The organism is Rheinheimera sp., assembly GCF_037442345.1.
Classification (GTDB): Bacteria; Pseudomonadota; Gammaproteobacteria; order Enterobacterales; family Alteromonadaceae; genus Pararheinheimera.
The window spans coordinates 95,018-111,985 of sequence record NZ_JBBIQL010000006.1; the positions used below are offsets into that span (position 1 = coordinate 95,018).

General features: G+C 55.4%; 12 protein-coding genes. 8 read left to right on the forward strand and 4 right to left on the reverse strand.

Going from position 1 to position 16,968, the window contains the following annotated elements:
- Nucleotides 1-225 precede the first annotated feature (225 nt).
- Entirely contained in the window at nt 226-1,365 is a 1,140-nt protein-coding gene (locus tag WKJ04_RS04945) for an efflux RND transporter periplasmic adaptor subunit (RefSeq protein WP_337879383.1), read from the forward strand.
- Between the two features lie 3 nt (nt 1,366-1,368).
- Complete coding sequence (locus WKJ04_RS04950; RefSeq protein WP_337879384.1) at nt 1,369-4,491, forward strand: efflux RND transporter permease subunit; 3,123 nt, start codon at nt 1,369-1,371, stop codon at nt 4,489-4,491.
- A gap of 38 nt (nt 4,492-4,529) precedes the next feature.
- Here the strand turns inward: WKJ04_RS04950 and WKJ04_RS04955 are convergent, their stop codons facing one another.
- Together WKJ04_RS04955 and WKJ04_RS04960 are read right to left on the reverse strand one after the other, a co-directional pair.
- Nucleotides 4,530-6,332: an ABC transporter transmembrane domain-containing protein gene (locus WKJ04_RS04955; RefSeq protein WP_337879385.1), complete on the reverse strand. Its 1,803-nt coding sequence runs from the start codon at nt 6,330-6,332 to the stop codon at nt 4,530-4,532.
- 3 nt (nt 6,333-6,335) lie between these two features.
- Nucleotides 6,336-6,734: an MAPEG family protein gene (locus tag WKJ04_RS04960; RefSeq protein WP_337879386.1), complete on the reverse strand. Its 399-nt coding sequence runs from the start codon at nt 6,732-6,734 to the stop codon at nt 6,336-6,338.
- 257 nt (nt 6,735-6,991) lie between these two features.
- On the opposite strand from WKJ04_RS04960, the gene WKJ04_RS04965 reads away from it, so the two are divergent.
- The 5 genes from WKJ04_RS04965 (at nt 6,992) to WKJ04_RS04985 (ending at nt 11,369) form a co-directional block, all read left to right on the forward strand.
- On the forward strand, nt 6,992-7,267 hold the full coding sequence (locus WKJ04_RS04965; RefSeq protein WP_337879387.1) for a hypothetical protein: 276 nt from the start codon (nt 6,992-6,994) through the stop codon (nt 7,265-7,267).
- Between the two features lie 17 nt (nt 7,268-7,284).
- The gene (locus tag WKJ04_RS04970; protein WP_337879388.1) at nt 7,285-8,019 is read left to right on the forward strand and encodes a 5-oxoprolinase subunit PxpA; all 735 of its coding nucleotides are present in this window, start codon (nt 7,285-7,287) and stop codon (nt 8,017-8,019) included.
- Nucleotides 8,012-8,731, forward strand: coding sequence for a 5-oxoprolinase subunit PxpB (gene pxpB, locus WKJ04_RS04975; RefSeq protein ID WP_337879389.1), 720 nt, complete (start codon nt 8,012-8,014; stop codon nt 8,729-8,731). Before WKJ04_RS04970 ends, pxpB begins: the two co-directional genes overlap by 8 nt.
- Nucleotides 8,728-9,669 carry a biotin-dependent carboxyltransferase family protein gene (locus WKJ04_RS04980; RefSeq protein ID WP_337879390.1) on the forward strand — a complete coding sequence of 314 codons (942 nt, stop codon included), beginning with the start codon at nt 8,728-8,730 and terminating at the stop codon, nt 9,667-9,669. The genes pxpB and WKJ04_RS04980 overlap by 4 nt, the downstream gene beginning before the upstream one ends.
- A 74-nt stretch (nt 9,670-9,743) precedes the next feature.
- Nucleotides 9,744-11,369, forward strand: a complete 1,626-nt coding sequence (locus WKJ04_RS04985) for a methyl-accepting chemotaxis protein (RefSeq protein ID WP_337879391.1) — start codon at nt 9,744-9,746, stop codon at nt 11,367-11,369.
- A gap of 38 nt (nt 11,370-11,407) precedes the next feature.
- Here WKJ04_RS04985 and mltA read toward each other — a convergent pair whose 3' ends face one another.
- A complete protein-coding gene (mltA, locus tag WKJ04_RS04990; protein WP_337879392.1) occupies nt 11,408-12,505 on the reverse strand; it encodes a murein transglycosylase A in 1,098 nt (365 codons plus the stop codon).
- Between the two features lie 150 nt (nt 12,506-12,655).
- Here mltA and WKJ04_RS04995 point away from each other — a divergent pair, with 150 nt between their 5' ends.
- The gene (locus tag WKJ04_RS04995; protein WP_337879393.1) at nt 12,656-13,963 is read left to right on the forward strand and encodes an SDR family oxidoreductase; all 1,308 of its coding nucleotides are present in this window, start codon (nt 12,656-12,658) and stop codon (nt 13,961-13,963) included.
- 14 nt (nt 13,964-13,977) lie between these two features.
- Here the strand turns inward: WKJ04_RS04995 and WKJ04_RS05000 are convergent, their stop codons facing one another.
- Nucleotides 13,978-16,956, reverse strand: coding sequence for an EAL domain-containing protein (locus tag WKJ04_RS05000; protein WP_337879394.1), 2,979 nt, complete (start codon nt 16,954-16,956; stop codon nt 13,978-13,980).
- Between the last annotated feature and the right edge of the window lie 12 nt (nt 16,957-16,968).

A 16,968-nucleotide genomic window follows, 5' to 3' on the forward strand; every position in this document is an offset into this window, starting at 1 on the left:
GCCATCTGTTGCTCCTTGATTTTTTGTTTTGCCAGCAGTTTGCCTGAAGCCGCCGGAGGTTGCCAGCCATAATCAGTCTATCTGACTGATCTGTTGAGTATTTATTCAGCAGTCACAGTGGATCTCCTGGTTACAACTTGTAACTTATTTCCGAGGTTTGTAATGGGCCACTGATTTATAGTGCAGGCAATAAAAAAGGTTTTAAATTCGGGTTGGGTACTGATAATGAAAAAATTAACACTCTCTGCGCTGACACTGGCGTTAACCTGCACCCTGGCGGCGTGCTCCAAGCCAACAGCGTCACCGGCAGCGACCGAAGCAGAACTGCCACTGCAGCTGGTCAGTCAGGACTTATTGCAACTGACACAGGCACAGCTGGCCTTAGGCCCGGTCATTTCCGGCTCGTTGCAGCCGGTGACCAAAGCGGCGTTGAACGCCGAAGTGTCAGGCATCGTCATGCAAGTGCTGAAAGACAATGGCGATGCAGTGCAGGCCGGCGATGTGCTGGTGAAATTAGACCCCACCATTTATCGCGACAAATTGCTGTCTGCCCAGGAAGCGGTGCGCTCTGCTGAAGTCAGCCTGGCGCAGGCCAATCGTCAGCTCAAACGTATGCAGTCCCTGTCCAAACAGAATCTGGTCACGCAGGAAGGGCTGGAATCCGCCGAAAACAAAGCCAATCAGTCGCAGTCAGACCTGGCGTCCGCGAAAGCGCGGCTGGTCGAAGCCCGTCAGCAGCTGGAAAAAACAGAGGTGCGTGCGCCATTTTCCGGAGTGGTGGCGCAGCGGTATGCCTCAGCCGGTGACACAGCGCAGGTGGGGAAAAGCCTGATGCTGTTGATTGACCCGGCCAGTATCCGTTTTGAGGGCTTTATTGCTGCCGACCGGGTAGGCCAGGTGAAGATGGGTCAGCAGGTCCGCTTTAAAGTGAATGGCTACCAGGGCAAATTTTTCACGGGCACAGTCGAACGTATTAATCCGCTGGCCAATGAAAACACCCGGCAGGTACAAATTCTGGTACAGATGGAAAAAACCGCCGAACCTCTGGTGGCTGGTCTGTATGCCGAAGGCCATATCGAGTCGGATAACCGCCAGGCACTGATGGTGCCGCAGTCGGCTTTGGTGAAAGAAGGTGACCATGCCTATCTGTGGCAACTGAAAGACAACCAGCTGAACAAAGTGCCGGTGGAGCTGGGTGAACAGGACATGCGTCTGGGCACTCAACAAATTCTCTCTGGCATCAGCGCTGGTGCCACTGTGCTGCGTCATCCCCAGGGGGCGTTAAAAGAAGGGGCTAAAGCTGAACTGGTGCCCGCGTCCGGTGCCGCCAGCCAAACTGCGGCTCAGTCTGGTTCAGGGGTATAAGCCATGTTTTTATCCGATTTCAGTATAAAACGCCCTATGGTGGTGGTGGCGGTGACGCTGGCCATGATGCTGTTTGGTTACTTTGCAATGACCAACTTAAAAACCAACCAGTTTCCGGATGTGCAGCCACCTGTGCTGGTGATGACCATTCCATACCCTGGCGCGTCGCCTGAAACAGTGGAACGGGAAATTCTCAACCGGGTCGAAGACTCGATGGCGACTATTACTGGCATGCGGGAGCTGCGCTCCTATGCACGCGATTCCAACGCGGTGATTGTCGCTATTTTTGAGTTTGATAAAGATCTGATTGAAGCGTCGCAGGAACTGCGCGACGCCGTGGCGGTGGTGCGGGATAAACTGCCAACCGAAATGAAAGAGCCGTTTTTGCGGCGTGAAGACCCGAATGCGATGCCCATTTTATCCTTGGCACTGTCGGCGACTTCCATTGATGCGATAGAGCTGTCGCAAATTGCTGAACACCAGATAGCCCGGGAAATCCGGGCTGTGCCAGGGGTGGCGCTGGTCAACCTGGAAGGTGAAAAAGAGCGGGAAATGACCATTTTCCTCAACTCCAACGCCATGCGAGAAGCAAACGTCTCGGCGATGGAAGTGGTGAATGCATTAAGGGCACAGAATATTGCCGCACCGGTCGGCCGGGTGGTCAATGGCATGCAGGAGCAGGGCATTCGTATTCAGGGCCGGCTGCGTGACGTGCGTGAATTTGAACAGATGGTGGTCAAACGCAATGGCGACCAGGCCATTCGTTTAGCCCAGGTCGCCGATGTAGTGGATGGGGCCGCTGAACAGCGCCGCATCTCCATTTTTAATGGGGTGGCTTCGCTTGGCATTAATGTGGTGAAAGCCCGGGATGCCTCGACCATTGCCGTGACCAACGAAATTAAAGCCAAACTGGAAGCGCTGAAAAAAACCTTACCGGCCGACTTTGAGCTGGTGGTGGTGCGTGACTCCGGTGAAGATGTGTCTGCCAGTATGCGCAATGTCACCGAAGCTTTGTCGGTTGGGGCCTTGCTGACCATAGTGACGGTTTTTGTGTTTTTAAACAGCTGGCGGTCCACCCTGATCACCTCACTGGCGCTGCCCACCTCGGTACTGGCGTCTTTTATAGCGGTCTGGGCTTGCGGTTTTACGCTGAATTTTATGACCTTGCTGGGGTTGTCTCTGGCCATAGGTATTCTGATTGACGATGCCATCGTCGTGCGGGAAAACATTGTGCGCCATATGGAAATGGGCAAAGACAATATGACAGCAGCGCGTGACGGCACCAAAGAAATTGGCATGGCGGTCATCGCCACAACCATGTCCATTATTGCGGTGTTTATTCCTATCGCTTTTATCGACGGCATTACCGGCCAGTGGTTTAAACCTTTTGCGCTGACGGTTGCGTGCTCGGTGCTGGTTTCGTTGTTTATCTCTTTTACGCTGGACCCGATGATGTCGGCTTACTGGCATGACCCGGATCACGATAAAAATGCCAAACGCCGCGGTATGGGCGCTGTGCTGCAAAAGTTTAATCTTTGGTTTGACCGCCAGGCCGAAGGCTATTCCCGGGTGATCCGCTGGGCCTTGGGGCATCGCAAATCCATGTGGCTGCTGGCGTTTGTTGCCTTCTTTGGGGCCTTAGTGGTGCAGGGCAAATTTGGCGGTTTTGGTTTTATGCCGGAAACCGATGATGGCGGTGTGATGATTTCGGTGCGGGCACCGTCTGAAGCCAGCCTGGATTACACCAGCATTAAGGCCGAACAGGCAGCCGCTATGGCCAGAGCCTTGCCGGAAACTCAGTACACTCAGACCACAGTGGGCACTTCGGGGAATATCACCAGAGCGCAGATTTTTGTCCGGCTGAAAAAAGAATACGAGCGAGACCGTTCGTCGCGTGAAATTGCGGCTGAACTGCGCAGCAAAATAAAAACCCTGGTGGGTGCTGAATATTCAGTGTCAGCTGATCTGAACGGGGGCGGCGGGGATGGCAAGCCATTGCAAATCCAGTTCCGTGGCCCGGACAGCAAAGTGCTGGAAGCGCTGGTGATGGATTTTGTCGGCAAATTAAAAACTGTACCAGGTGCAGTGGACGTCGGTTTGTCTGCTCAGGATCCAAAACCTGAACTGCAAATTGAATTTAACCGCGGCCTGGCATCCAGTTTGGGCTTGTCGATGGGGGACGCCACCAATGCATTACGTCTGGCCTTTGCCGGTGCTGAAATTGGGGATTGGATAGATCCAACCGGTGAAACCCGTAATGTGTATGTGCGCATCCGGCCAGAAGAGCGTATGACAGTGCAGGATCTGGAACGTTTGCCGCTGCTGTCCAGCAGAACTGGGGCCATGATCCCGCTGGAGCAGGTGGCCACAGTGACTGTGGGCAAAGGCCCGGCCGTGATTGAGCACTTAGACCGCGAAAGTATGATGGCGGTCAGTGCGAACGTGCAGGGCCGCAGTTTTGGTGAAGTGGACGCCGATGCACGTAAACTGCTGAAACAAATTCCGTTTCCACCGGGTTATGACGTGATTCGTGGCGGTCAGAGCCGGGACCAGGAAGAAGTCTTTGGCGGTATTCTGTCGGCTCTGGGGTTGGCGGTGTTGCTGATGTACCTGATTTTAGTGGTGCAGTTCCACAGCTTCCTGGCACCTGTCTCTATTATGATGTCGTTGCCATTGTCATTGATCGGCGTGGTGCTGGCGCTGTTGATTGCCGGTTCCACCCTGAACCTGATGAGTCTGATTGGGGTGGTAATGCTGATGGGCATAGTCGTGAAAAACGCCATTCTGTTGATTGACTGCGCCCGTAAAAAGGAAGCCGAAGGCTATAGTCTGGACGAGTCTCTGGTGATGGCTGGCCGCGAACGCCTGCGGCCCATTCTGATGACCACCTTTGCACTGGTGGCAGGTATGCTGCCGGTTGCTATCGGCTTTGGTGAAGGTTCCGCCTTTTACAAACCTTTGGGGATCGCCGTCATTGGGGGCGTCATTACATCCACCATCCTGACCTTGCTGGTGGTGCCAACTTTCTACGATAGCCTGGAAACGGCCAAGCGTAAGTTGAAAGCCCGTTTCAGCAGGAAGCCGGCCACACCACAAGCCAGTCACAGTAGCGCGCTGGGGTATTAACCAGCGCCATCTGGCCAGATGACTGTGACTCACTAACGCTAATGACTAAACTGCAAAGCGGCCAAACGGGCATAGAGCTCACTGCTTTGCAGCAGTTCGCTATGAGTGCCCTGTGCCACCATGTGGCCGGCGTCCAGTACCACTATGCGGTCGGCCGCCAGCACGGTCGCCAGCCGGTGCGCTATTACCAGGGTAGTACGGTTTTGCGCCGCGTTATTCAGCGCCTGCTGCACCTGGCGTTCACTTTCAGCGTCCAAGGCACTGGTGGCTTCATCCAGCAATAACACCGACGGGTTACTTAAGATGGCGCGTGCTATGGAAATACGCTGGCGCTGACCACCGGATAACCGCACACCCCGTTCGCCTAAATAGGTGTTATAGCCTTCAGGCAAGGCCGAAATAAAGTCATGGGCTGCTGCCATTTTTGCTGCATCCTGTACTTCTTGCTCAGACGCGTCAGGGCGGGCATACCGGATATTCTCCAGCACAGAGCCTGCAAAAATCACAGTATCCTGCAGTACGATGCCAAAAGGCTGACGGGCATCCGTTAAACGTACATCTTTTAAATCTGTGCCGTTAAACTTCACCTGGCCACTTTGTGGGTCGTAAAAACGCAGCAGTAACTGGAACAAGGTGGTTTTGCCAGCGCCCGAAGGACCTACCAGGGCGATATGTTCACCGGGTCTGATTTGCAGCGAAAAGTCTTTTAAGGCCAAAGTGTCGGGCCGGGCCGGGTAGCTGAAATTCACCGCGTTAAACTCAATGCCGCTGCCGGCCAGATGATGTTCAGGCACAATCAACGGCAGAGGGTCGGCTTTTTCCACCACAGGGGACTGTACATTCAGCAGTTGCATTAAGCGCTCGGCCGCACCGGCAGCGCGCTGTAAGTCGCCCCAGACCTCGGCAACAGCACCAATAGCTCCTGCTGTTAATACCGCATACAGAATAAACTGCGATAACTCGCCGCCTGTCATTTCATTGGCCAGCACCGCCTGGGCCCCTAACCACAGCACAAAAGAGATGGCACCAAATACCAGTATGATAGCGACCAGCGTCAGCACGGAGCGGGCGCGAATACGGGATAAAGCGGTGGTAAAAGCCGTTTCGACCGCAGCGGTAAAACGCTCCGTTTCACGCTGTTCCTGCCGGTACGACTGCACTGTGGGAATCGCGTTTAACACTTCACCGGCCACAGCGCTGGCATTGGCAATACGGTCCTGACTGTCGCGCGATAATTTGCGAACTGTGCGGCCCACTAAGAAAATCGGCACAATCACCAGCACTAAGGTCAGCAGAATATAAGCGGCTAAGGTGGCACTGGTGACAAAGAGCATCACCAGACCGCCGAGTAACAAAAAGCTGTTGCGCAAACCCATCGACAAACTGGTGCCGACCACAGCCTGAATTAAGGTGGTGTCTGTGGTCAGGCGTGACAAGACTTCGCCGGTTTTGGTCAGTTCAAAAAACTGCGGGCTCATTTTCACCACGTGGGCATACACGGCGCTGCGCACATCCGCCGTGACCCGTTCACCCAGCCAGGACACATAATAAAACCGCAGCGCTGTCGCGACAGCCAGCACCACAGAAAGGCCAAACAAGGCCAGAAAGTACTGGTCGATATGGCCTGCCTGATCACTGGAAAACCCGGCATCAATCAGATAACGAAACGCCACAGGCAAGGTCAGAGTGGCGATGGCGGCGACAGTTAAAGCAATAAAAGTCAGGACCCAGCGGCCGGCGTAAGGGGTTAAAAAAGGCAGCAAGCTTAACAGTGGGCCCATTTTTTTGGCAGGAACCACCACGTCAGGCTGTGCTTCAGTCACGAGGGATGTGCTGCTCATGATTTATAAACCCGCCATCATACGCAGCACTGCAGCGACAGCAGTCCCCAGGAGCAGTAACATTGAGGCGATAAAACTTATGATAAACCCAGGGCCCCGGCTTTTTGGGTTCTTCATATAACTGACAGCATACAAGACCCGACCCGCTAACCAGACGAACCCCAACAACCCGGCCCAGAGTGGACTGACATAGTGACTGAATAACCAAAGTGCAGGTAAAAACAACACCAGCTGCTCCAGTGTATTCATCTGCACCCGGTACACCAGCTCAAATGCGGCATGGCCTGTGGTCGCAGGCGCTGCGACGCCATATTTCCTGCGCGCCGCACCAACAGCCAGAACGCTGTAAACAAAGAATAAAAGTGCCAGCACAGTCACCAGTGCAGGAAGATGTAAAGCCATGATAAACCTTCAGTCAGGGATGGCGGATTGCCTTTGATGGTTATGGGGCTGCGGCCTGATGAATTCAACAGCCCCGGAGCCCGGCGCCAAACACAGCTGGTGTCCACAAGCACTGCGAAAAGGTGCGGGTTTTATGGTTCCACCGGCCATTTCACGGCCATGTGGCGGGGAAGGCGTGTAGTCAGGCAGTGTTCATTCCCCGTGGATTATTGCTTTTAGCGAAGTGCTTGATTAAGGTGTGAAAAAAGGAGATTACGATGAAAACGAAAAATTTAAAGCCGGGCAGAGCACTGGATAAAATTCAATGGAACCGTGAGATGACGACGCTGAAGATCCTGCTGGTGCTGATCCCCTTATTGGTGGTGCTGGTCGGTATAGCCGTTGGTGCCCTTGTTGCGTATTACCCGGTGAATGAGATGCCTTTGACCTTACCTTATCTCTATGCGGCAGTACTGCTGATTGCCGGGCTGGCACTGTCCTGTGGTTACCCGGTCGTGAAGTTAAATCAGCTGTTGCGTCAGCAGCCTGTCTAAACCGAAACCAATACAGCATGCTGAAACTGAACTGCGACCTGGGCGAAAGTTTTTCCCTGTACCGGCTTGGTCAGGATGAGGCCGTTATGCCGTTGATTGATCAGGCCAATATCGCCTGCGGCTTTCATGCCGGAGACCCGTCCGTGCTGCGAAAAACGCTGGAGCTGGCGGTAGTGCATCAGGTGGAAATTGGTGCGCACCCCAGTTATGACGATAAAGCTGGTTTTGGCCGCCGTTCCGTGGCTATGGCTGCGGATGAACTCAGAGATTTGCTCTGGTACCAGATCGCGGCTGTCGACGGGGTTGCCCGTAGCCTCGGTAGCAGGGTCAGTTATGTCAAACCCCATGGCGCTTTGTACAACGATATGATGCGCTCGCCGCCGCTGCTGCAAACGGTGATGACCGCTGTGGCGGCGTATCACAGCCAACCGGCCCTGATGCTGCTGAGTGACAGCCACAGAGACAGCTATCAGCAACAGGCGGATCAGCTTGGGCTCAGGCTCTACTTTGAAGCTTTTGCCGACCGCCGTTATCAGGCCGATGGCAGCCTGACACCACGCAGTCAGCCCGGCGCCGTGCTCACTGAACAGCAGGCGCTTTCCCAGGTACAGTTGCTGTTAACCCAAGGGCAGGTCGAAGCGTCGGATGGCAGCAAAATGAGCTTGCAGGCTGACAGCCTCTGCGTGCATGGCGACACCCCTGCTGCTCTGGCCATGTTGCAACAGATCCGTCAGAGCCTTTGCCGTGATTGAACTGAAGGCCTGTCTGGCGGGCGAAGCGGCGGTGATGCTTTACCTGCAGCAAAGGCCAGGCCCTGAATGCCTGCATACGCTGCACGTTTTCTGTCAGCAACTGCGTGACCGCTATGCCGACGCCATTACCGAAACGCAGCCCAGTTACCACTCTTTGCTTGTTCAGCTGAATCCTGCCCTGTTGGATCCTTTGGAATTTATAGCCGGTTTGCCAAAAACACTGACGCCTGTCAGGCATCAGGCAATATCCACCGGGCGGTTGATTGAATTGCCTGTCTGTTATGGCGACGAGCTTGACGGCGGTCCGCTGGATTTAGTCGAGGTCAGCGCCTTTACCGGCCTGACTGTGCCGCAGGTGAAGGCGCTGCATCAGAGCCAGCGGTATCTGGTGTACGCCATTGGTTTTGCACCGGGTTTTGCTTACCTGGGCCAATTGCCACAACCACTGCGAATGCCAAGACGGGCTACACCCAGAGCCCAGGTTCCGAAAGGCGCTGTGGCCATTGCCGAGCAGCAGACAGCTGTGTATCCGGCGGTATCACCCGGAGGCTGGAATTTGCTTGGGCTTTGTCCAGTGCCGCTGTTTCAGCCACAGCGGGCAGGCCAGGATGAAGCCATGCCTTTTAGCCATGGCGACGAAGTCAGGTTTTATGCCATCAGCCAGCAGGAATTTTTCGCCTTGGGTGGACCCCGTGACTGGGTGTTGAAATGAGCGGCTTTGTGGTAGAGCACGCAGGCATTCTGACCACTTTGCAGGATGCTGGCCGTGTCGGCGGTGCCCGTTACGGCCTGACCCAAGGTGGCGCTGCGGACAGCTTTGCGTATCAGGTTGCAGATGTACTGCTGGAGCAGCAATCCAGCTGCCAGCTGGAAATCACCTTGGGTGGCTTGCAGCTTCAGGCATTGCAAAACATGGTGATCGCAGTGACAGGTGCAGAATTGCCGCTTTGGTGTGACGACGCGCCTTTAGCCTGGTGGCGCAGCCATCGTATTCAAGCCGGGCAGCGGCTGCACTTTGGCATGGCACGAACCGGTGTCCGAAGCTATCTGGCGGTGGCAGGGGGGATCCGGCTGCCCAAGGTGCTTGGCAGCAACAGCACAGTGCTGCGTGAAGGTGTGGGTGGCATTGCTGGCAAGCCGCTGCAGGCCGGGCAGTTTTTACCGGTCAAAGCCCGGCTTCTGCCAGGCTGCTATGGGTTACCCCGTTCGCTGTGGCCTGATTACACTGCGCCTTTAACCCTGAGGCTGATCCCCGGATTTCAGGCCGATCTGTTCAGCCAGAGCCAATGGCAACAACTGATGGAACAAAGTTATACCATCAGTGCAGCCGCTGACCGGATGGGGTACCGGCTGACAGCGCCGCAACCCTTGCTGTTGCCGGCCATGCCACTCTGGTCTGAAGGGACTGTCTATGGTGCGGTGCAGTGCCCGCCGGATGGTCACCCTATTGTGTTGCTGAATGACCGCCAGACCCTGGGGGGGTATCCCAAACCCGGTGCGATACTTCCACTGGATGCCGCCTGTCTGTCCCAGCGACGCAGCGGACAATCACTCAGATTTACCCTGCTCGTACCCACGGAACTGCCAGCGCTGCGCGCCTCACAGCATCAGTTGTGGCAAGAATTGCGCCTGCAGCTGTTCTGCTGTTAACCCATTCAGGGTTGCACTTGCCTGACGTTGCATTAATGTTATAGCCATGAAAATGCGATAAAGGAGACACACTGATGTGGTTACGACAATTCAGGATTGGGGCCCGTTTGATCGGGGGTTTTGCTATTCTGGGCTTACTGGTGCTGTTACAGGGCAGCCTGGCGCTGGTGAATATGAGCCAGATGCGTCATACAGCGGAAGAAATTGAAAGCAATGTTATCCCCACGCTGAATGCGCTGTCCGGACTGAATACCCATATGATGCGGGTGCGGATCTTTACCTTCAGGTTGATGCTCTCGGAAACGCCTGAACAGCAACAACAGAATCTGGCCATGCTGGAGTCTATTAAAGCTGAAGTGGCCGATGAAGAAAAACGTTATCAACAATTGATTTCGCTGGACGGAGAGCAAGCTCTGTACGATGAATTTCACGAAGCCAGGCAGGCCTATATGAACGGCCAGCAACGGCTGATTGAACAGGTGCTGTCAGGAAACCGAACTGAGGCTATCAGGATCAGCAATGAGGAACTGTCCGGTCACTCGGACCGGATGACCAAAGCGCTGCTTGCGCTGAGCACTCTGAACAGCACCCATGCCACTGAGCAAACTGACATCTCGGCGGCTAATTTCAGCAATGCGCGCCTGCTGATCATCGTGGCGATCGTTGTGGCACTGTTGTTGGCAACAGTGATTGCCACGGCTCTGACGGGCAGCATTAACAAACCCATGCTGCAGGCTGTTGAGGCGGCGGCAGTGGTCGCTGAAGGTGATTTAACCCAAACGATCAGGACGGAAGGGAAAGATGAAGCCACGCAGCTGATGGCGGCATTACACAAAATGCAGCAGAACCTGCGGGATGCGTTGTCGCATATCCGTTCATCGTCGGCTCAGCTGGCCTCAGCGTCGGAAGAGCTGAACTCGGTGACTGAAGATTCCAGCCGAGGGCTGCAGCAACAAAATGATGAAATTCAGCAGGCGGCCACCGCCATTACTGAAATGAGTTCAGCGGTGGATGAAGTGGCTGCGACGGCCACTCAGACCGCAGAAGACTCCAGTGAGTCGGCCCGGTTGGCGCAGCAGGGACAGCGTCAGGTCAATGAAACAGCCAGTGCCATCGGCCTGATGAATGAAGACGTTGCACAGACATCCGCCCTGGTGAAGGAGCTTGCTGTGCAGGCGCAGGATATAGGCAAGGTGCTGGATGTTATCCGCGCCATTGCTGAACAAACCAACCTGCTGGCGCTGAATGCCGCTATTGAAGCGGCCAGGGCCGGTGAAGCGGGCCGCGGTTTTGCGGTGGTGGCCGATGAAGTGCGGGCTTTGGCTCATCGTACCCAGGTATCGACCAAAGAAATTGAAGCAATGATAGCCAGGATCCGCGGAGGGACCAATGATGCGGTCAGTTCCATGCAGCACAGTGCGGAAAAGGCAGCACAGGCGCTGCAGGTTGCCCGGGCCGCCGGCGATGCGTTGTCGGTGATCACCGAACGTATCAATAAAATCAGTGACAGCAATCTGGTGATTGCATCGGCCGCAGAAGAACAGGCCAAAGTGGCGCGGGAGATTGACCGCAACATTGTCAATATCAGCGACCTGGCCGCTCAAACGGCAGCAGGTGCCAACCAGACCAGTGCCTCTGCCCATGAGTTGTCACGGCTGGCTGTGGATCTGAATGGACTGGTGACCCGGTTTAAAGTGTGACAGCAGGGCCCCGCAAGGGGCCTCGCTTCGGCCCGGCCTTAATTGGGGCCGGTTAATAACCAGATTTTGCCATAGTGCTTCAATGCATCGGCACGGTGCTGCGCCTGCTCCCCAATGCCCTGATATAAATCGATCCGGCCCGGAGTTTTAATGGCGGCACCTTTGTCCTGAGCCAGCAGCAATTGATACTGATGCCGCAGCAGCTGCCCTTTATTGTCCAGCACGGGAATTTGCGCCAACAGCACCGAACCGAGCGGAATATAAGCCGGGTCTACTGCGATTGAATGCAAAGGCGTCAGCGGTACGTTGGCGGCGCCGACCGGTTGACTCGGTCCCTGTTGGAAAAAAGTGTAACTGGGGTTTTGCCGCATCAGCTCACGCTGACGATCCGGATGGCGGCTTAACCAGTCTTTAATTGCGCTGGCCGACATCTGTTCTGGTGTGTATTCCCCCATTTCGATCAGCACTTTGCCCAGACTGCGGTAAGGCTGGCCGTTACCGCCTCCATAACTCAGCAGGTGCTGCCTGCCGGTTTCGTCCTGCACCATACCAGAGCCTTGCACCTGCATAAAAAAGTTATCCACCAGGCTTGGACTGTAAAACAGCTCCAGTTGCATGCCTTGTAAAGCACCGTCGAAGTCTATCTGCTCGCGAGTGGGCAGCGGTGACAGGCCTGCAGGCTTGCGGTAAATCGGGTACTTGTAGCGGGCAGTGGCTGTGCGGCTGACCTGAAAAACCGGCACATAATAACCGGTGAATTGCACATTGCCGCGGCCATCTTCGCCAGCCAGTTGCCAGGCGGTCATGCGGGTCTCTGCCCCCAGTTCCGCCTGCCGCTTGAGTTGCAGCAGGCTTTGTTGCAGCTGAGCTTTACTGAGTGACAGACCCGGCAGCTGGTAGTCGGCCGGTACTGACGGTTTGCCAAGGTAAATCAGTTGTTGGTCAATGCCCGCTAACAGCTCCGGCGTCAGCCAGTCTGTTTTGATTTGGATGCTGCTGGCCTGATAAGTAGCAGGCAAGCGGGCTGCCCGCTGATCAAGGCCATTGTTGGCAAATTGATTCGACTGATGAATACCGGAAGAACCGGCACAACCGGCCAGCACAGCAGCCAGGGCACACAGAATGACTTTTTTCATCGTTTATCCTTTTTTTGCCCGCAGTCTAGGGGATTTTTCCTGTGGATGGAATGGGGGCTTGGCTGCAGCACTGACTCGGGAAGCGCACACTCGTCAGACCTGTACGGATTCTGTTAAGCTGAAGCCCATTTTTCCGCTTAGGGTTTGAGCATGCTTGAAACTTTGGTGTACAAACTGATGGGGCGGCGTCCGCCTGTGGTATTACAACGTTCGGCCAACACTGAGCTCAGGGCCGGTGACTATGGTTTTTACAGCCATCAGCAGCGGCTGGCGCTGAACGATTTACCCCAGATGGATCCGGTCACCTGGCGGTTGCTTGAGCCTGACAACGCCAAAGCGCTGCAGTCCACAACAGGGCTGGTTGCTGTGTTGCTGGATTGCCGCCAGATCCAGCAGGTGGATGAATTGCAAACACTGCTGGTTTTGGTGCAGCAGTTGTTGCCTGTCCTGCAGAACCAGAGTCCGATCCTGCTGGTGTCAGACAGTCAGGCTGCCATAAGTGCGAGCCACAGTGCCTGCCAGTCGGCGCTGACAGGTTTTGTCCGATCTCTGGCCAAAGAGCTGGGTACCAAAGCGTGCCGGGTGAATCTATTGGATCTGTACGGCACGGATTGGCCTGCGGCCAGTGCGTCGGTGCAGTTTTTTTTAAGCCCGGCGTCGGCCTATATCAGTGGGCAGGTGCTAAAGCTGGGGGAAGAAGCACAGGCACCAATGCAGTGTTCAGTGCAGCCTCTGGCCGGTAAAACGGCCTTGGTCACAGGTGCTGCCAGGGGCATTGGCAAAGCCATAGCCAGCCAGCTGGCTGCCGAAGGGGCTTTGGTGGTTGGCTTGGATTTACCTGCGGCGGCGCCAGCGCTGGACGCGGTGATGCAATCGTTGCGGGGGCAAAGCATTGCATTGGACCTGACCGGTGCTGAGGCGCCTGCCCAACTGCTGGCGCAGCTGCAAGAACGTCGCCTCAGTCTGGATCTGGTGGTGCATAACGCCGGGGTGACACGTGACAAGACCCTGAAGAATATGGCACTGGCCGACTGGCAACTGGTGCTGGAATTGAATTTAAATGCGCAAATCCGCCTGAATGAAGCGCTGTTGGGCTCGGCCCAGTTAGCTGCAGCCGCATCTTTTGTCAGTCTGTCGTCCATTAATGGCCTGGCCGGGCAACGTGGGCAGTGCAATTATGCCAGTGCCAAATCAGCATTGGGTGGTTATATCCAGCGCATGGCGCGCACCTACCCGATGCATAGGTTTAATGCGGTGGCGCCAGGTTTTATCCGCACTGAAATGACGGAAAAAATGCCCTGGCTTATTCGCGAAATAGGTCAGCGTTTTAATTCGTTGGGGCAGGCGGGCGAACCATCGGACGTGGCTCATGCCGTCTGTTTTTTACTGCGCCCGGACAACAAGGCCTGTAATGCACAGGTGCTTCGGGTGTGTGGCCAGAGTTTAGTGGGCGCCTGAACAGCGCCTCTGGTTCAGGGGGCGCCTGTGCAGCGCCATTCGGCGGGCGGTAGCCAGTGATGGCGCCAGTGCTCAAAATCGGCGGCTGGCATGGGTCTGGCAATGCCATACCCCTGGGCCAGTTCACAGCCAAGCGCCAGCAGCGCCTCGCCGTGCTCCGTGGTTTCCACCCCTTCAGCCACAATATCCCGTTTAAACTCGGCAGCCAGCACCAGAATGCCCCGTAAAATAGCCAAATCATCCGGGTCAGTCAGCATGTCGCGGACAAAGCTCTGGTCAATTTTCAGCACCTGAGCCGGTAAACGTTTCAGGTAAGTCAACGACGAATACCCGGTACCAAAGTCGTCCAGTGCAAAACTGACACCGGCGCGCAAGCAGGCCTGCATCACCGCCTGCACATGGCCCAAATCGTTTAATGCGCCGGTTTCCAGTATTTCCAGCTGCAACAGTGCAGGGGAGACCTGCTGGTAACGGCGTAGCAATTGCTGCAGCCGGTTGACGAAATCCGGTTGCTGTAAATGGTAAGCCGAGATATTGACGCTGACCGGCAGGACCCAGCCCTGTTGTTGCCATTCGGCCAGTTGCCGTATGGCCCGCTCCATCACCCAATAGCCCAGAGTCACCCCCAGGCTGTGCTGTTCAATGGCAGGCAAAAACAAACCGGGCGGCACCAGGCCTCGTTCGGGGTGGCGCCAACGGATCAGTGCTTCCGAACCAATCAGCTCACCGCTGCGCATATTCACCTTGGGCTGATAAAACAGCTCAAACTGCTCCAGTTCCAGCGCCTGACGGATATCCTGCAGGGTTTCCTGATGACCACGCATGCTGCGGGCTTTGTCGACATCAAATAACTGATAACGGTTTTTGCCATCTTGTTTAGCCTGGTACATCGCATGGTCGGCCTGACGGATCAATTGCTCTGCATCCACGGCTTCGGGCTGTGGCGCAAAGGTAATGCCAATGCTGGCGGAAACGGACAGCATCCAGTCGTCTATCTGCACTGGTGTGGCTATCTGTGCCAACAACTGCTCAATACGCTGACAGCCCTGGTTGTGGTCAGTCAGTGCTGGCAGCAGCAGGACAAATTCATCTCCGCCGATACGCGCCAGCGTTTCATAGCGGTCCAGTTGTTTACGCAGTCTTTGGGCGACCTGCAACAGCAGCTTATCGCCGGTCGCATGGCCATGGCGGTCATTAATTTCTTTAAAGCCGTCCAGGTCCAGATAAGCAATCGCCAGCCACTCGTCTTTATCCCGCATCTGCAGCAACTGTTGTAATTGCTGGATCAGCGCATTGCGGTTGGGTAAACCGGTCAGCTGGTCGAATAAAGCAATTTTTTCCAGTTGCTGTTGTTGCTGGTGTTGTTGAGTGATATCGCTGAGCAGCCCGACATAATGCCGCACCTGTTGCTGCTCGTCCCGCACTGCACTCATGGTCAGGCTTTGCATATAATCTTCGCTGTTCGCCCTGCGGCTCCAGACTTCACCGGCCCAATACCCCTGTTCATGCAGTACCTGCCACATATGCTGGTATGTGTGTTCATCCTGCCGGTCGGATTTCAACAGGCGGGGAGTGCAGTTTTTAGCCTGTTCCGGACTGTAACCTGTGATTTGGCAAAAGGCCTGATTGACGTCAATGATCACCCCGTGCGGATCGGTGATCATAATACCTTCGCGGGCGTGGGTGAACACACTGGCGCTGAGGCGCAGCTGAGTTTCTGCATTGTGCTCAGTGGTAACGTCCCGCGCTGTGCCTACTACCCCCAGGCTTTGTTCATTGAGGTAGACCGGGGTTTTATAGACATCCAGCCAACGCGGTTCGCCGTCAATCATCAGCTGACGCAACACCTGATCCGGCAGGTCCTGCTGCAATACATTTTTATCATGACTGATATACATCAGCGCCTGCTGAGGGTCGAACAATTCGCTGTCCGATTTCCCCTGGATCTCCTCAACGTCCCGTTGCAGCATCATGGCAAACCGGCGGTTGACCGCCAGATAACGCCCCTGTAAATCTTTGAACCACACCATCAGCGGCAGGCTGTCAAACAGGGCACGCAGGTATTGCTGTTGCTGCTGAAGCTCTGCAATCAGCTGTTGTCGTTGTTCTTCCTGATGGATTTGCTGAGCTTCGGCGTCCACCAGACATGCCAGAATACTGCCTGGTGGCACCTGCTGGCCCCGCAAAGGTTTACTGGTTTTGGGTTGGCCAAATTGCTGCAAAAAGGTGCTGAGTTCAGAGGGGGTGGCACCAAGCAGGCGCCTGTACAGCTGCCGGCTGCGGTACAGTGTGATACACAACACCAATGTGACAGAAATAAACGCCAGCCGTAGCCAGAAGGCTTGCATCATGGCATCACTGACGGCCTGGCGGGTCCGTTGTTCCAGCCTGGTCTGGGTGTCGGCCAAAGGTTGCATAACACTGGCTTTGAGCTGAAATTGTTCATCAGAGAGCAGCCTGAATAAACTGTCCTGCTGCACCTGCCGGCGCTCGGACGGTTCGAGTCCGGGCATGTCCAGTTGGCTCATCTGCTGACGTTCGATCCGGATCAATTCTTCTGCCCGTTTCTTTGCCAGCATCACTGCGCTTAATTCGTCCGCGCTAAAGCCAGCGTCCTGCATCAGGGTTAACAGCGCCAGGCGACGGCCTTTGAGCTGCCACGCCTGCGTCGATTGTGGCAGCTCCCAAAACACCGGCTGCTCCGGCCGGGGGGCATAGCCATCCTGAATGGCAAGGATTTCATCGTAATAGGTTTTATAACGGGGGTCCGCCGTGGCTATATACAAGAGTGCCATCCGGGTCAGGTCATCTGACGACTGCCGGAACTCCTGGATTAATCGGGGAAACGTGGCCCGGCTCTCGTTCGCCTGGTCTATTTTTTTTTCGGCCCAGACATAACAGATAAACAACAGGATGCAGCAGAGCAACAACAGACCGCTGACAACAAAACTGCGGTTTAACGCCCGGCTGGCTTCGGAAACAGTGTAGGGCACATTAACTCCACG

What these genes read in the sequence shown, in the direction of transcription:
- mltA (WP_337879392.1), bottom strand. Translation starts at nt 12,505, where the DNA reads ATGAAAAAAGTCATTCTGTGTGCCCTGGCTGCTGTGCTGGCCGGTTGT.
- WKJ04_RS04965 (WP_337879387.1), top strand. Translation starts at nt 6,992, where the DNA reads ATGAAAACGAAAAATTTAAAGCCGGGCAGAGCACTGGATAAAATTCAA.
- WKJ04_RS04945 (WP_337879383.1), top strand. Translation starts at nt 226, where the DNA reads ATGAAAAAATTAACACTCTCTGCGCTGACACTGGCGTTAACCTGCACC.
- WKJ04_RS04955 (WP_337879385.1), bottom strand. Translation starts at nt 6,332, where the DNA reads ATGAGCAGCACATCCCTCGTGACTGAAGCACAGCCTGACGTGGTGGTT.
- WKJ04_RS04950 (WP_337879384.1), top strand. Translation starts at nt 1,369, where the DNA reads ATGTTTTTATCCGATTTCAGTATAAAACGCCCTATGGTGGTGGTGGCG.
- WKJ04_RS04995 (WP_337879393.1), top strand. Translation starts at nt 12,656, where the DNA reads ATGCTTGAAACTTTGGTGTACAAACTGATGGGGCGGCGTCCGCCTGTG.
- WKJ04_RS04980 (WP_337879390.1), top strand. Translation starts at nt 8,728, where the DNA reads ATGAGCGGCTTTGTGGTAGAGCACGCAGGCATTCTGACCACTTTGCAG.
- WKJ04_RS04960 (WP_337879386.1), bottom strand. Translation starts at nt 6,734, where the DNA reads ATGGCTTTACATCTTCCTGCACTGGTGACTGTGCTGGCACTTTTATTC.
- WKJ04_RS04970 (WP_337879388.1), top strand. Translation starts at nt 7,285, where the DNA reads ATGCTGAAACTGAACTGCGACCTGGGCGAAAGTTTTTCCCTGTACCGG.
- WKJ04_RS04985 (WP_337879391.1), top strand. Translation starts at nt 9,744, where the DNA reads ATGTGGTTACGACAATTCAGGATTGGGGCCCGTTTGATCGGGGGTTTT.